We start from the raw sequence: 15,645 nt of genomic DNA, 5'->3' as shown, positions 1-15,645 counted from the left end.
TAAGCTCCCGCGCACCGCGGCCCTGTGGTGAGCGCGTGAGGTGAGAGGTTTGGGTATGAAACTGCAGCAACTGCGCTACATCTGGGAAGTCGCCCACCACGACCTGAATGTGTCGGCAACGGCACAGAGCCTGTACACCTCGCAGCCGGGTATCAGCAAGCAGATCCGTTTACTCGAAGATGAACTGGGCGTGGAGATCTTCGCCCGCAGCGGTAAACATCTGACCCACGTCACGCCGGCGGGGGAAGCCATTCTGCAAACGGCAGGGGAAGTGCTGCGCAAGGTGGAGAGCATCAAGCAGGTGGCCCAGGAGTATTCCAATGAGCGCAAGGGCAGCCTCTCGATTGCGACCACGCACACTCAGGCGCGCTACGCCTTGCCCGCGACCATCCGCTCTTTCATTGAACGCTACCCGGACGTGTCGCTGCACATGCACCAGGGCACACCGATGCAGATTTCCGAAATGGCGGCGGATGGCACGGTAGATTTCGCCATCGCCACCGAGGCACTGGAGCTGTTCAGTGACCTGATCATGTTGCCGTGCTACCGCTGGAACCGCTGCGTGCTGGTGCCTCGCGATCATCCCCTGACCCAGCTTTCCGAGCTGACGCTGGAAGACGTAGCCGCGCACCCCATTGTGACCTACGTGTTCGGGTTCACCGGGCGCTCGAAACTCGACGAGGCTTTTGTAGCACGCGGTCTGGTGCCCAAAGTCGTGTTCACCGCTGCTGATGCCGATGTCATCAAAACCTACGTGCGCCTGGGTCTTGGCATCGGCATTGTTGCCGCCATGGCCTACGACGAGCGCGCGGACTCGGACCTCGTGGCGCTGGATGCCACGCGCTTGTTTGCCAGCAGCGTGACCCGCATCGGTTGTCGTCGCGGCACCTTCCTGCGCGGCTATATGTACGACTTCATTGAGGACTTTGCGCCGCATCTGACCCGGGATATCGTCAAGGAAGCGTTTGCTCACCACAGCAAAGCCGAGCTGGAGGCACTGTTCGCGGACATTGAGTTGCCCGTGTACTGATTTTTTGTGCCTGTTGCGCTTGTGGCCCGTGCGGCGCTTGGGTAGATTGGGCCGCTTCCTGAAAGCCTCTTGGAGTACACAGCGTGGAACTGGCCTGCCTTGACCTGGAAGGGGTGCTCATCCCCGAAATCTGGATTGCGTTTGCGGAGAAAACCGGCATTGACGCCCTGCGCGCCACTACCCGCGACATTCCCGACTACGATGTGCTGATGAAACAGCGCCTGCGCCTGCTGGATGAGCACGGCCTGAAGATCGACGATATCCAGGCGGTGATTGCCACGCTGGAACCGCTGCCGGGTGCCGCCGAGTTTCTCAACTGGCTGCGCGAGCGGTTTCAGGTGATTATCCTGTCGGACACGTTCTATGAATTCTCGGCGCCGCTGATGCGCCAGTTGGGCTGGCCCACGTTGTTCTGTCACCGTCTGGAAGTGGATGATACGGGCAGGGTGGTGGACTACAAGTTGCGGCAGAAGGATCCCAAGCGGGCTTCGGTGCAGGCCCTGCACAGTCTGCACTACCGCATTATCGCGGCGGGGGACTCCTACAATGACACCACCATGTTGGCAGAGGCGGATGTGGGGCTGCTGTTCCACGCGCCACAGAATGTGATTGACGAGTTTCCGCAGTTCAAGGCGCTGCATGACTTTCCGTCATTGAAGCAGGCGTTTGTTGAGGCCAGTGAGCGGGCGTTGAGTGTTTAATGCTGCGGGTGGTATTCGCGGTTTAGGTGGTTAGGGCGCGCGTGTCCGTGCGGGGTATGCCGGACTCGCCGTGAACCCGTCCATGGGGGCTCGATGGCAGCATCCATGCTGCCAACGGTCCTGCATACCCCGCACGGACACGCGCGCCCCCGCGAGCTCTGGTTGAATCGTCGAGAATCTATCTATGGGGCTTGATGGCAGCATCCGTGCTGCCAACGGTCCTGGACACCCCGCACGGGCACGCGCGCCCTCGCCGATACTTAACGAAATCGCTGTTCCAGTGTGCTGAGGAAGCGTCCGACCTTGTCGTAGGTTTCCTGGTATTCCTGGTCTACTTCGGAGTCGGCCACAATACCGCCGCCGCCCCAGCAGCGCAGGCTGCCGTGATTGGCGACCAGGCTGCGGATGGCGATGTTGCTGTCCATGTGCCCGTCGGCGCTGATATACAGCAGTGAGCCGCAGTAGGCCTCGCGGCTGCAGGGTTCCAGTTCGGCGATGATCTGCATGGCACGGCGTTTTGGCGCGCCGGTGATGGAGCCGCCTGGAAAGCTGTCGCGCAACAGGTCGGCTGGTCCGCGCCCGGCTGCCAGCTCGCCACGGATAGTGCTCACCAGATGGTGTACGGTGGGATAGCTTTCCAGTGCGAACAGCTGTTCGACATGTATGCTGCCCGGCACACAGCTGCGCCCGAGGTCGTTGCGCAGCAGGTCCACAATCATCAGGTTTTCGGCACGGTCCTTGGGGCTTTCCCGCAATGCGGTGGCGCTTTGCAGGTCACGTGCCGGGTCGGCAAAGCGGGGGCGGGTGCCTTTTATAGGGCGCGTTTCTACCTGTTGCCCCTGCAGGGAGATGAAGCGCTCAGGTGACAGGCACAGCAGCGCCTGTTCCGCTGCGGGCTCGAGGTAGCCGGAAAAGGGTGCCGCAGCCACTTCACGCAGGGTACAGTAGGCGGTGAATGGGTCGCCGTTGTAGGTGGCGTCAAAGCGTTGTGCAAGGTTGACCTGGTAGCAGTCGCCCGCTGCAATGTAGTCCTGAATGTGGGCAAAGGCGCTGTGGTAATCGCTGCGACTCATGGCGGGCTGGAAGCTGCCGCTGAGGGTGAAAGGCCGCAAGGTGTGATTGGCCGCTGCCAGTCTGGCGCGAATGTCGGCCCGCGCGCTGCTCGCAACCCACGGCATGGCCACCAATGCTGAGCGCTGTAGTAGATGGTCCTGCACAATACACCAGTCGTAGCAGCCTATGGCTGCAGCGGGCGAGGTGGGCTCGGATACGCAGGGGTGTGTTACCCCATGCAGGGTGTTGCCGGGCTCGTAGCCCAGGTAGCCCAGCAGTCCGCCACAGAAGGGCAGGCGCTGGCTGGCGGGTGCGATAGTCGCATACCGTTCCCGGTGCAAGTCGGCCAGCGCTTGCAGATAGCGGTTCCAGCAGCTGCTGGGCGCGCTGGTATCCGGGGCCTGTGGCGTTTCTGCAATGGGGGCCGCCACCAGGATGTCATAGCGACCGCCGCTGGCCCAGGGTTGTGCGCTGTCCAGCCAGGCTGCGCCGGGGAGGTCGCGCAACGCTGCGAACAAAGGCGCGCTATCCGCTTGCCAGGGCAGCTCGTCGATGTGCAGTTTCACGGCGTTACCCCGGCTCGCCGGACGGGGGAGGTCCAATGTTGACGCCTCATATATTCGTAGGAAACCAACGCAAAAATTACGCAATCTTCGGTATCTGGGCGGGAAAACCTGAGCATTTGCGAGGTCTTCGACACTCGTATTTGAGTGTCGTTAAATTGACATTCAAGGGGCATGGAATTAATGTGGTGCGCCGAATTCGGGCGGGCAGTCATCGTAAGCCCGGCCGCCGTCGCATGTAAACCCGGGAACTTCGACAGAAGGTAGAAGCTGTTGCCGGCTTCCACGGAGCGGTAACGTACCAGCATGGGAAACAGAATGAAGAAAAGCACTGATTCAGAATTGATTGCGTCTCTGCAGAACCCCTTCGCCAGCGCGCCCGAGCGGGAGTTTGGCGTGCCGGGCCAGGTGGCTTCGCAACCCGGCCTGTATGAAAAGGCATTGAAGGCGGGCTGGGAGCTGCAGCAGCGTCCGCTGCGTGCCGCTGGCGTGCGCAACACACAGCGTCAGCACCAGAAAAAACGCATGACGATCTGGGAGCGTATCGAGTGTCTCGCTGATGATGCCCCCACGGTGCTTTACCAGAACTGGGGCCCGAATCTGGATGGCGCTTCATTGGTTACGGCGCTGATCAAGGTCAACGGGCGTGATGTCGCCATTTATGGCCACGATTTCACGGTGCGCGCAGGCTCCATGGATGCCACCAACGGCAAGAAGCTGGCGCGATTGTTTGAGCTGGCGGCGAAACGCAAAATTCCGCTGGTGGGCCTCAACGATTCGGCCGGTGCCTACATCCCTGCGGGTGTCGGCGGGCTCGACGGTTACGCAGATGCCTTTACTGCACTGCGCAAAATTTCGGGTGTTGTGCCCAGCATCATGTGCATGTTCGGTTTCAACGCTGGCGGTGGTTCGTATCTGCCGCGGCAGGGCAGTTTCCTGATTCAGCCCAATGACACCTTCTTCGGCCTCACGGGTCCCGGGGTGGTAAAGTCGGTGCTGGGCGAAGACGTGACGCCGGATGAACTGGGTGGTCCCGGTGTGCATAGCCAGAGTGGTGTGACTGATTTCGTGGTACCCGATGAAGTCGCCGCGTTGCGCAAGGTGCGCGAACTACTCAAGTACCTGCCGGACAACAACAGTGCCCTGGCACCGTACCAGGCGTCCTCTGACCCGGTCACGCGCAAGACCTGGGACATCGATATTCTGCTGAAGAAAGCGTTCAACTCACCCACGGGATACAACACTCCGGTGGATATCAGCATCCTGATTCAGCAGCTGTGCGACCATGGCGACTTCCTGGAAATTCAGGCGGAACGTGCACGCAATACCATTACCGCGCTGGGGCGTATGGGCGGCAATGTTGTCGGCTTTGTGGCGAACAATTCCGCGGTGGCGTCGGGTCAGATCGACATCGCCGCAGCTTACAAGAACGCGCGTTTTATCCGCTTCTGCAACCTGTACAACATCCCGATTATTTTCCTCGAGGACACCACGGGCTTCCTGCCCGGGCGCGAGCAGGAAGCCGGCGGTATTGTGCAGGCGGGTCGCGCGATGCTGGATGCCATCGTCGACCTGCGCACGCCGCGCTTCCTGGTGCTGGTGCGCAACGCCTTCGGCGGTGCCTACGCGTCCTACAACAATTACCCCACCGGGGCAGACTTCGTGGTAGCGCTGCCGACCACCCGCGTCGCGGTGATGGGGCCTGCCGGCGTAGAGTACGTCTACAAGGACGAACTGCGACGTATCCGCGGCAGCGTAGCGGGCAAAGTCGCCGCCGAGACCGACGCGCAAAAAGCGGCCGGTCTGTCGGATGAGGAAGCCCGCGCAGCAGCGCAGCAACTCGTGCAGGGTTGGGTAAAGTCGGAAGAGCAGGCACTCGCCCAGCGTTATGAGCAGGAGTTGATGAACCCGAATGAGGCGCTGAGCCTCGGCTCTATCTCGCAGATCGTCATGCCTTCAGACCTGCGCACGGTACTGGCCGAGCACATGGATTTCTGCCTGCGGCATTACACGCCTGAACCGCTTGCCTCCGTGCAGCGCGAATTTCACTGACCACGGCCACGGCCATCGCCTGATTGAGGAAATACCGCGTGTCCAATGAATTTTACTTGCGCAATCCCCTGATTCACCGCGACCGCCGCCAGGCGGAGCATCCCTCCGCCTGGGTGCGTCGCTTCGATTGTTCGGGCTTGCGGCCGCTGATTATCTGTCGCGGCCCCATTCGCAAAGAGGCGATGGATGTCTTCACCGAGATGGGTATCGAGCATTTCGGTATCCTGCTCTCGGAGAAAGACTCGATTGTCTACCGCAACGCCCAGGCGCCTGAACTGCGCTCGTTGACAGACCCGGATCGTGTCCACCGCGTGCCGGACTACACCGGGGCGAACAAGGAAGAACGCGACCAGCGCATTGCGCAAATCATCAGTATTGCCCACGACAACGGCTACAACGCCATTTTCGCCGGCTATGGCTTCATGGCGGAAGACCAGGCCATGGTGGCGGCTATGGAGCGTGCCGGCCTTAACTTTATTGGCCCCTGCTCGCGTACGGTGCACGATGCCGGCCTCAAGGACGAAGCCAAGCGTACGGCGTTGAAGGCGGGTGTATCGGTTACTCCGGGTATCGACAACGGCACTGCGCTTACCCTGCTCAAGAAGCACCCTGACGTTGCCGCACTGAAAGCCCTGTGTGCCGCCAATGACCTTGCGGTTGATAACGAGCAGCTGGATAACCCGGATATCACCCTGGAAGACAAGGCGGATACCGTGCTGGCGGCTTCCTACGAGAAGGGTGTGGACCTCTACACAGTCGACGAACTGTGTGCAACGCTCACCGAGGCTGTGAAGCGGATGGCCGAGGATTACCCGAAGAACCGCGTGCGCCTGAAGGCAATCAGCGGCGGCGGCGGCAAGGGCCAGCGTATTCTCGGTATTGGCGAGGCAGATCGCACGCCGGAGCTGGTGCGGGAAATCCTCAACGAGGTGAAAACAACGGGGGTTGGCGACAACAAAAACGTTCTCGTTGAACTGAACATCGAAACAACCCGTCACCAGGAAATCCAGGTGATCGGCAATGGCGAATGGTGCATCACCCTGGGTGGCCGCGACTGTTCCTTGCAGATGCACGAGCAGAAGCTGCTTGAGGTATCCGTGACGATTGAGTCATTGCAGACTGCACTGGCGCAGGCGGAGGCGTCTGGAAACAGCACGGAAGCGGCTGTGTTGCGCCAGGATCTCCTGACCCTGGAAGAAATGGAAGACGAGGCGGCGCGCTTTGGTGCGGCGGTCGGCCTGGATTCTGTCTCAACTTTCGAGTGTATTGTCGATCGTGACAAGCACTTTTTCATGGAGATGAACACCCGCATCCAGGTTGAACACCGGGTGACGGAGCTCTGCTATTCGCTGAAGTTCACCAACCCGGACGATGAGCGCGACTTCTTTATTGTGCAGTCACTGGTGGAAGCCATGGTGCTGCTGGCAGCGCACGCTTCTGCCTTGCCACGCCCGGAGCGCGTGTTGCGTCACAACGACTCGGTGGAAGCGCGGCTGAATGCGACCAACCAGGCGCTGCAGCCTTCCGCTGGCGGGGTTATCGAAGGCTGGAGCGATGCACTCGACGGTGAAATTCGCGACGATCAGGGTATCAGCCTGCACAACCCCGATACTGATGTCTTCATGAAGTACACCCTTGCGGGTGCTTACGACTCCAACATTGCCCTGCTGTTGACCGTGGGTGACACGCGCCTGGAAACCTACGAGCGCATGGCCGAGGTGATACGCCGCACCCGTATGCGCGGCAAGGACCTGGCGACCAACCTGGAGTTTCACTACGGGCTGGTCAACTGGTTCATAGGCCAGAATATCAACGCGCGGCCAACGACCCGCTTTATCGTGCCCTATCTCACGGCAGTCGGTGAGTTGAAAGCCGAGGCGGACAAGCTCGATATCGAGTACGCGTGGCAGCAAATCAGTCGGGCGGCGCTCAACGGGCAGGGTGACGAGGCGGCAAAAGCACTCAAATCCAGCCTGGAGCTGAAGTCCACCCTGCTGTTGCGGCCTCTCGAGCGTTTGCTGGCAGAACCGCACATCCTGGCGGGATGGCTGAGCATCAACCGCGACTGTTATACCCTGATCGACGGCAAAGTGAGCTGGAACGAAAACCCGGTCGAAATGCTCGCCGACACTTATCACTTCCTGAACATGGATTACAGCCCGGAGGCACCCGCTGCTACCGTGATCTGGGATCACGATCACGACCTGCTGCAGGACGCGCTCGATTTCTACACCGAGCTGTCGCAGCGGCTGGACGCCGGCGACTGGGTGCAGTTGCAGAGCGTACTGGCCGACTCCGCAGTACCTGACGGGTTCACGGCAGAGAGCTGGACGCAGGTGCGCGCGGCGCATGCGGGCTTCCAGTCCGGGGTGGATATCCTCGCGGTACTGCCCAGTATTGCCGAGACGACGGGTTTCTTTGACCTCACGGTCAACGAGGATCTCACCGTTCACATTCCCGAGCGCCTGCTTGACGGCGATCTGCAGCACCGCATGGCCAAGGTGCTGGTGCCGCCACCGGTGGCAAAGTCTGACGAAATTCTCGCCGAAAGCGGCGGTATGTTCTACGGGCGGGAATCCCCCCAACATGAGCTTTATGTGCAGGAGGGTGATCACTTTGAAGCCGGTGATCCGCTGTACATTGTTGAAGTGATGAAGATGTTCAACAAGGTCTACGCGCCCTTCGCCGGCACGGTAGACAAAGTGCTGCTCGATACCGACGGTGTGATCATCCACAAGGGGCAGACCCTGTTCAAGGTGACACCGGACGAAAAGATCGAGGAAGTGTCTCCCGAGACGGTTGCATTGCAGCGCCGGGAATCCACCGCACGTTTTCTGCAGCAAGTTATCTGAGGAGCTCCGAATGATTACCGCGCTGGATCATATTGCCATTGCCGTGCCGGACTTCGAGAAGGCCATCAAGCGTTTCATGGAAGACTTCGGGCTGCCCTTCGAGGGCACTGAGGACGTTGTGCCGGCGAAGACCTCCACGGCGTTCTTTCCCTTGCCGCCGACCAATATTGAACTGGTGCACCCGCTCAACGGGGAGGGGCCTATCGCCACCTACCTGGAGAAGCGTGGGGGCGGCCTGCATCACCTCTGCTTCCGCTCGGACAATATCGAGGAGGATGTGGCGCGCCTGAAAGCAAAAGGCTACCAGTTCCTCTCGGAGGCGCCGACACCCGGTGCGCACAACTCCCGCGTGATTTTCATTCACCCCAGGAGCTGTGACGGCGTACTCATTGAAATCAACCAGCCCGGCGACGAGCACTGAGCGGGCGAGCGGAGACAGCGATTATGAGCGACAAGATCTATAACCGGGATGAAGCCAACCCTGAAGCCTGGCGCGCAGAAGCGGAAAAAAGCCTGCGTGGCAAAGGGCTGGATACACTGACTTGGCAGACCCCGGAAGATATCGCGGTCAAACCACTGTACACCGCCGAGGATATCGAGGCGCTTGAGTACACGAACACCATGCCGGGCCTGTCGCCCTACATTCGTGGCCCTCAGGCCACCATGTATGCCGGTCGGCCCTGGACTATTCGTCAGTACGCGGGCTTCTCTACTGCTGAAGCCTCCAACGCGTTCTATCGCAAGGCACTGGCTGCGGGCGGGCAGGGCATCTCCGTCGCCTTCGACCTGGCCACTCACCGCGGCTACGATTCCGATCACCCGCGTGTGACGGGCGACGTGGGCAAAGCGGGCGTTGCGATCGACTCCGTGGAGGACATGAAGATCCTGTTCGACGGTATCCCGCTCGACCAGGTGTCGGTATCCATGACCATGAACGGGGCGGTACTACCCATTCTGGCGGGCTACATCGTGGCCGCGGAAGAGCAGGGCGTTAGCCAAAAAGAGCTCGCGGGCACCATCCAGAACGATATCCTGAAAGAGTTCATGGTGCGCAACACCTACATCTACCCGCCCGCACCGAGCATGAAGATCATCGGTGACATCATCGCGCACTGCTCGCGGAATATGCCGCGTTTCAACACCATCTCCATCTCCGGCTATCACATACAGGAAGCGGGGGCGAATGCCGCCCTGGAGCTGGCCTACACGCTGGCGGATGGCAAGGAATACATCCGCACGGCACTGGCGGCGGGTCTGAGCATCGACGAATTCGCGCCGCGGCTGTCCTTCTTCTGGGGCATCGGCATGAATTTCTACATGGAGATTGCCAAGCTGCGTGCGGCCCGCTTGTTATGGGCCCGGATTGTGGCGGAATTCGAACCGCAGAATCCCAAGAGCTCCATGCTGCGCACGCACAGCCAGACGTCCGGCTGGTCCTTGACGGAGCAGGATCCCTACAACAACGTGGTGCGCACCACCATTGAAGCCATGGCGGCGGTATTCGGTGGCACCCAGTCACTGCACACCAATGCACTGGATGAGGCGATTGCACTGCCCACGGAGTTCTCGGCGCGTATTGCCCGCAACACGCAGCTCATTATTCAGGAAGAAACCGGTATTACCAATGTGGTGGACCCCTGGGGCGGCTCCTACATGATGGAAAGCCTGACCCAGTCCATCGCGGACAAGGCCTGGGAACTGATCGAAGAAGTCGAGGCGGCCGGTGGTATGGCCAAGGCGATTGAAACCGGCATGCCCAAACTGCGCATCGAAGAGGCGGCCGCGCGCAAGCAGGCGCGCATCGACCGCGGTGAAGACGTGATTGTGGGTGTTAACAAGTACCGCACTGACGATGCCAGCGAGGTCGATGTACTGCAGATCGACAACGACGCCGTGCGCACATCCCAGCTGGCGCGCCTCGCCAGTGTGCGCGAGGGACGCGACGAAGGTGCTGTAGAGGATATCCTCGAACAGCTTTACCAGGCAGCGGTGAGTGGTGAAGGCAACCTGCTGGAAATGGCCATCGAGGCGACACGCCGCCGCGCAACGGTAGGGGAGATCTCCTTTGCGCTGGAGCGCGAATACGGGCGTTTCAACGCCCAGGCGCAAACCGTATCCGGCGTCTACGGCTCCGCTTTCCAGCACGATGAAAACTGGCAGGGTATCAGTATGGATATCGATGCATTTGTAGAGAAATACGGTCGCCGGCCGCGCATGCTGGTGTGCAAGATGGGCCAGGATGGCCACGATCGCGGCGCCAAGGTGGTTGCCACAGCGTTTGCCGACGTTGGCTTTGATATCGACCTCTCGCCGATGTTTTCCACCCCGGAAGAAGTGGCGCGTCAGGCCATTGAAAACGATGTGCACGTGGTGGGCGCCTCTTCGCTGGCCGCCGGGCACAAGACCCTGGTGCCGGCATTGGTCGAAGAACTGCGCAAGCAGGGCGCCGACGATATCGTGGTGATTGCTGGCGGGGTGATACCGCGCCAGGACTACGACTTCCTCTATGAGGCGGGCGTGAAGTGCATTTTCGGCCCCGGTACGCCTATTCCACAGTGCGCGCGCGAAGTGCTGGATGCGGTCAACGAGGCACAGGGCAACGCCTGACGCCATGACAGCTGTCGACCTGGAAGCTCTGCAGGCGGGCAATCGCCGCGCCCTGGCCAGAGCCATCACGCTGGTGGAAAGCTCGCTTGCGGCGCACCGCGAGAGTGCCCAGACCCTGCTTGAAACACTGTTGCCGAAAACCGGTAACAGCATTCGGGTGGGTATCTCCGGTGTGCCGGGGGTGGGCAAATCCACCTTCATCGAAGCGTTTGGCCTTTACCTCATCAGCCAGGGCAAGCGCGTAGCGGTGCTTGCGGTGGACCCCAGCTCGCCGCGCACCGGTGGTTCCATCCTCGGCGACAAAACCCGCATGGAGATGCTCTCGCGGCGCGAGGAGGCGTTTATCCGCCCATCGCCGGCCGCGGGGGCGTTGGGCGGCGTGGCACAGAAAACGCGCGAAACCATGCTGCTCTGTGAGGCGGCTGGTTACGACGTCATCCTGGTGGAGACGGTGGGCGTAGGCCAATCTGAATACCAGGTCGCCGGTATGGTCGACTTTTTCATGGTGTTGATGCTGCCTGGTGGCGGCGATGAGCTGCAGGGCATCAAGCGCGGTATCATGGAAATGGCGGATGCGCTGGTGATCAACAAGGCCGACGGCGACAGTGAGCTTCTGGCAAAGCAGACCGGCCAGCACTATAACGCCGCCATGCATCTGTTGCGCCAGACCACCTTCTGGACACCGCGGGTGATGACCTGCTCGGCGCTGAAGAACCGCAATATAGACGCGGTGTGGGGCATGCTGGTGGACTATTCGACCGAGGCCCGCAAGGCAAACGCTTTCAACGCCAAGCGCGCGCGGCAGAACCGCGACTGGATGCGCTCGCTGCTGAACAATCTTCTCTTGCAGCGCTTGCAGCAGAACCCTCGCATACGCGCGCTGCTGCCGGAACTGGAACAGGCGGTGGAGGAGGGTACGACCACCCCTTACGCCGCGGCGCGCCAGCTGATCGACCTGCTCTGATCCCAGCTGCTACTATGCCTTTGTGATTCTCCGCTGAGTGTGCCCACATGCGCTTCCGGCCGCTGGAAAAACTGATCAATCTGCACGAAGGTTACCGGCGCGAATTTCGCATCGATGAGCTGGCGTTGCTGTTGGCGATGCAGGATGACGAGCTGTATCTGTTCGAGTCCCGCTGTCCGCACCGGGAGCATGCGCTCGATGTGGCGTCGATTCGCAATGGCGAAATCGAGTGTCCGCTTCACCGCTACCGCTTTCGGCTGACGGACGGCGCGCTGTTGCAGGCCTCTGAAGAACGCTGCCGCGCATTGAAAACCTGGCCACTGGTCTACGAGGGCAATGAAGTCGGGTGCATGCTTCCCGATTGACGCCGTTTTCACCACAGCCCCCGAGGAACCGCCATGCCCTTGCTAGTCAATCTGCTGTGCTTTATTGCTCTCTGTTACCTGTTGTACCGGCTGCGCAGCCGCGGCTGGCCCCTCTCGCGGCAGATTCTCGCCGGCCTGGTGGCCGGTGGACTCTACGGGCTGGCCCTGCAGTTCGCCTGGCCCGGGCACACCCAGCTGCTCACCGACACACTGCAGTGGACGGGCATTGTGGCGAGTGGCTATGTCAGCCTCCTGCGCATGATCATTATGCCGCTGGTGCTGGTGATGATGGTGGCCGCGGTGCTGAAGATGCGTGCGGTGGCGGACCTGGGCAAAATCGGTGGCGCCGTGGTCGGCCTGTTGATTGCAACCACGATGATAGCGGCGGTGGTGGGCATTCTGGTCACCAGTGCGTTTGGTTTGAGTGCCGACAGCATTACGCAGGGCGCGCGGGAGTTTGCTTCCGCTGAAGCACTTGCGCAGCGCTATGAGACGGTTGCCGGGCTGGGCCTGCCCGACATGCTGGTTCGCTTTGTGCCCGCCAACGTGTTCTACGACCTCACGGAGGCCCGCCCCACATCCATTATCGCGGTGGTGATATTCGGCATCCTGTTTGGTATTGCGGCGCTACAGGTTGCGCGTACAGACCCGCAGCGTGGCGCCCAGATAGAGGGCTTTGTCGATACCACCCGGTTGATCGTGATGCGTCTGGTGCATATCGTGATGGCGCTGACACCCTACGGAATTCTCGCGTTGATCGGGGGTGTCGTAGCGCGCTCTGATGCCGCGGATATCGTCAATCTGCTGGCCTTTATTGCGGCCTCTTATCTCGCCATTGGCATCATGTTCGCTATTCATGCGCTGCTGCTGGGTGTGCACGGGGTCGGCCTGCGTCACTACTTTCGGTCGGTCTGGCCGGTGCTCGCGTTTGCCTTTACCTCGCGCAGCTCTGCCGCCAGCATTCCGCTCAACGTGGAAACCCAGGTGGAGAAACTGCGTGTAGCCACACCTATCGCCAATCTGTCGGCCACGCTTGGGGCGACCATCGGGCAGAACGGCTGCGCGGGAATTTACCCTGCCATGCTGGCGGTGATGATCGCACCCTCCATGGGCATAGACCCGCTGGCCTGGGACTTTATGGCGGGCCTGGTGGGTGTTATCGCCATCAGTTCCTTCGGCGTGGCCGGTGTCGGCGGGGGCGCGACGTTTGCCGCACTGATTGTGCTGCCAGCCATGGGGTTTCCCGTCACAGTGGCCGCCGTGTTGATCTCTATCGAGCCGTTGATAGATATGGCGCGCACGGCGCTGAATGTGAACGGTGCCATGACTGCGGGTGTGGTGACGCAGCGCTGGCTCGGTGCTTCCGTTGCGCGTGATTAAGGTGAGCGGGGCCGCGTTACCCCTGCGTTGCAGGCGGCGCCTGCATCGTTAAAGCGGCACGCTGCGAAACTCAATATGCGGCCCGCTGTGGCGCCACAACTCCTCGAAGAAATCACGGTAGCGTTCCGCGCGTGCCCTTGAGTCCGGTTCGCAAAACGCTGCCGTGTCGCTTTCTGCCGGTTTGCAGAGTACGCCGCTGCGGTCCGTCAGCACGAGGGTTTCGCCCTTCCAGTCAGGGTGTTCATTGAGCTGCTGCAGAATGATGGAGGAGGGGAGCCGGCGCGCCAGGGCCAGCAAGCGGTGGCCGCGCTGGATCATGGGCCGATAGTCGCTGACCAGAATGCGCACCCGTGACTGCGGGGCGCGCCGCGCGAGCGCACTCAGCGCGGTGGCAAGTTCGCTGTCATCGAAGACGCGGTGATCCAGGTCGTGGCTGAGTATGCAGATTTCACGTGATGCGTTGCGACACAGGGCCACGGCCCAGCGGGCAAACGGTTCCGGGTAGGCAATGCCATTGCCGTAGACCTTGCCGAGGCCTGTATCACGGCGCATGGCAACGTGGGGTATACCGGCCTCGGTAAAGGGCTCACCCTCGGGTGCAAAGCCGGCGCGCGCGTAGAAGTCTGCGGCGTGCTGCTGCGCGTGCAGGTACACCGTCTCCAGGCCCTGCTCCCGCGCCGCGGTGATCAGCGCTTCCAGCACGGCGGCACCGTAACCGCGGCCGCGCTGTGACGCGAGCACGGCCATGCGCCCGATTTTGCCACCCGGCAGCAGGCGTCCACAGGCCACCGGCTCGCCCTGCAAGGTCCCCAGCACGTGTATGGCATCGGCATCCTGGCCATCCCACTCGATATCGCGTGGCACGCCCTGCTCCAGGATAAATACCGTCTCGCGCAGCGCGCGCAGGGTATCCTGCTGCTGGTCCCAGGCGGCGGTGTGCACGACCAGCCCTTGCGTCGGTTCACTCGACATCCAATGCTCCCTGTTGCATCAGGAACTGTAGCACGGGCATCGTGTTCTCGCCGCCCGGCCAGTGCACTACATGGTCTGCACAGAGCCGGGCCAGCCAGTCGCGCAGCGCTTCCGGCGCGGTGCAGCTTGCGCCATTGGCAAACACCCGCAGGCCCTCTCTGTCGGTGTGCTGCCAGGCCACGCGGGCGTCCGGCGCCAGGCGCACCCCGTAGCCGTCCTGCACATGGGCGGTTAGCTGCAGCACATCCTTCAACGCGAGGGGTTCGCTGTTGGACTCGGTCACCAGTTCGCCAAACCAGCTGTCCTCGCGGGCGCTGGCCAGCAGTGCCTGGATCTGCTCGCGCGCCTGCGCGCTGTCGGCGGCGGTAATTTCACCACATCGGCTGGCTGTTTCGCGCCCGGCATCACGCAGTAGCAGGTTGTCTGGCGTTCGCTCCAGTTGTGAATCAGTGAGGCGCGAAAGCAGGTCCGCCATGCGCGGCGCGCGGAAACCGAGTGAGAAACAGGTGGACTCGCCGCGGGAAATGCCCCAGTGCGCAACCCCCGGTGGAATATAGAGTGCATCGCCACAGCGCAGGGTGTACTCAGCCTGGCAGTCGAAGTGTGCCAGTAATTTAAGGTCGTCATGCGCCAGCAGGGGCGTATCCGCGTTGCAGCGCTGACCGATCCGCCAGGTGCGCTCTCCCTCACCCTGTAGCAGGAAGACGTCATACAGGTCGTAGTGGGGGCCGATGCCTCCGCCGTCCGTGGCGTAGCTCACCATGATGTCATCGAGGCGCCAGCGCGGTATGAAATCGGTCAGGCGACGCAGCTCGGCGACCTCGTCCAGTAGTTGGTCGACGCGCTGGATCAGCAGTGTCCAGGGGTGCGGGCGCAGAAAATCACTGGCGAGAAACGGTCCGTGGTGCAGTTGCCAGCTGCTGGCATTGTCTGCGGCACCGTTGCACTCGGCGATACGGGACTCGACCTCATCCTCCATGGCCAGGCCAGCGAGTTCGTTGGCACTGACCGGCGGCACAAAGCCGGGGACGGCGGCGCGCAGCAGCAGTGGCTCGCGCTGCCAGTACCGGTCCAGAAACAGTGCCGGCTGCAGCCCCTGCACGGAG

Annotated in this window: 12 protein-coding genes; 9 read left to right on the top strand and 3 right to left on the bottom strand. The window is 61.5% G+C overall.

Features of this window, described 5'->3' with window-relative positions:
* Positions 1–55: 55 nt before the first annotated feature.
* Both cysB and thrH read left to right on the top strand, forming a co-directional pair.
* On the top strand, positions 56–1,030 hold the full coding sequence (gene cysB / locus G533_RS0100295; protein WP_027948222.1) for an HTH-type transcriptional regulator CysB: 975 nt from the start codon (positions 56–58) through the stop codon (positions 1,028–1,030).
* An 83-nt stretch (positions 1,031–1,113) separates the two neighbouring features.
* Positions 1,114–1,731, top strand: a complete 618-nt coding sequence (thrH, locus tag G533_RS0100290; protein ID WP_027948221.1) for a bifunctional phosphoserine phosphatase/homoserine phosphotransferase ThrH — start codon at positions 1,114–1,116, stop codon at positions 1,729–1,731.
* 260 nt (positions 1,732–1,991) lie between these two features.
* Here the strand turns inward: thrH and pabB are convergent, their stop codons facing one another.
* Positions 1,992–3,350 carry an aminodeoxychorismate synthase component I gene (pabB, locus tag G533_RS0100285; protein ID WP_035525767.1) on the bottom strand — a complete coding sequence of 453 codons (1,359 nt, stop codon included), beginning with the start codon at positions 3,348–3,350 and terminating at the stop codon, positions 1,992–1,994.
* Positions 3,351–3,665: 315 nt separating this feature from the next.
* On the opposite strand from pabB, the gene G533_RS0100280 reads away from it, so the two are divergent.
* From G533_RS0100280 to G533_RS0100250, 7 genes are read left to right on the top strand one after another with little or no spacing between them, the layout of a single operon-like run.
* Entirely contained in the window at positions 3,666–5,399 is a 1,734-nt protein-coding gene (locus G533_RS0100280; RefSeq protein ID WP_144079741.1) for an acyl-CoA carboxylase subunit beta, read from the top strand.
* Positions 5,400–5,437: 38 nt separating this feature from the next.
* On the top strand, positions 5,438–8,251 hold the full coding sequence (locus tag G533_RS0100275; protein WP_027948218.1) for an ATP-binding protein: 2,814 nt from the start codon (positions 5,438–5,440) through the stop codon (positions 8,249–8,251).
* Positions 8,252–8,261: 10 nt separating this feature from the next.
* A complete protein-coding gene (gene mce / locus G533_RS0100270; protein ID WP_027948217.1) occupies positions 8,262–8,672 on the top strand; it encodes a methylmalonyl-CoA epimerase in 411 nt (136 codons plus the stop codon).
* Positions 8,673–8,695: 23 nt separating this feature from the next.
* The gene (scpA, locus tag G533_RS0100265) at positions 8,696–10,858 is read left to right on the top strand and encodes a methylmalonyl-CoA mutase (protein ID WP_027948216.1); all 2,163 of its coding nucleotides are present in this window, start codon (positions 8,696–8,698) and stop codon (positions 10,856–10,858) included.
* Positions 10,859–10,862: 4 nt separating this feature from the next.
* Positions 10,863–11,822 (top strand): methylmalonyl Co-A mutase-associated GTPase MeaB, encoded by a 960-nt coding sequence (gene meaB, locus G533_RS0100260; protein WP_027948215.1) that lies wholly within the window; start codon positions 10,863–10,865, stop codon positions 11,820–11,822.
* A 47-nt stretch (positions 11,823–11,869) separates the two neighbouring features.
* Positions 11,870–12,187, top strand: a complete 318-nt coding sequence (locus G533_RS0100255; protein ID WP_027948214.1) for a Rieske (2Fe-2S) protein — start codon at positions 11,870–11,872, stop codon at positions 12,185–12,187.
* 33 nt (positions 12,188–12,220) lie between these two features.
* A complete protein-coding gene (locus tag G533_RS0100250; protein WP_027948213.1) occupies positions 12,221–13,567 on the top strand; it encodes an L-cystine transporter in 1,347 nt (448 codons plus the stop codon).
* Between the two features lie 48 nt (positions 13,568–13,615).
* On the opposite strand, the gene G533_RS23770 is transcribed toward G533_RS0100250, so the two are convergent.
* The gene (locus G533_RS23770; RefSeq protein ID WP_035525764.1) at positions 13,616–14,539 is read right to left on the bottom strand and encodes a GNAT family N-acetyltransferase; all 924 of its coding nucleotides are present in this window, start codon (positions 14,537–14,539) and stop codon (positions 13,616–13,618) included.
* Positions 14,529–15,641, bottom strand: a complete 1,113-nt coding sequence (locus G533_RS0100240) for a JmjC domain-containing protein (protein ID WP_027948211.1) — start codon at positions 15,639–15,641, stop codon at positions 14,529–14,531. The genes G533_RS23770 and G533_RS0100240 overlap by 11 nt, the downstream gene beginning before the upstream one ends.
* Positions 15,642–15,645 lie beyond the last annotated feature (4 nt).

This window comes from Haliea salexigens DSM 19537 (assembly GCF_000423125.1).
Classification (GTDB): domain Bacteria; phylum Pseudomonadota; class Gammaproteobacteria; order Pseudomonadales; family Halieaceae; genus Haliea; species Haliea salexigens.
This window is presented reverse-complemented; position numbering and strand designations above follow the sequence as displayed.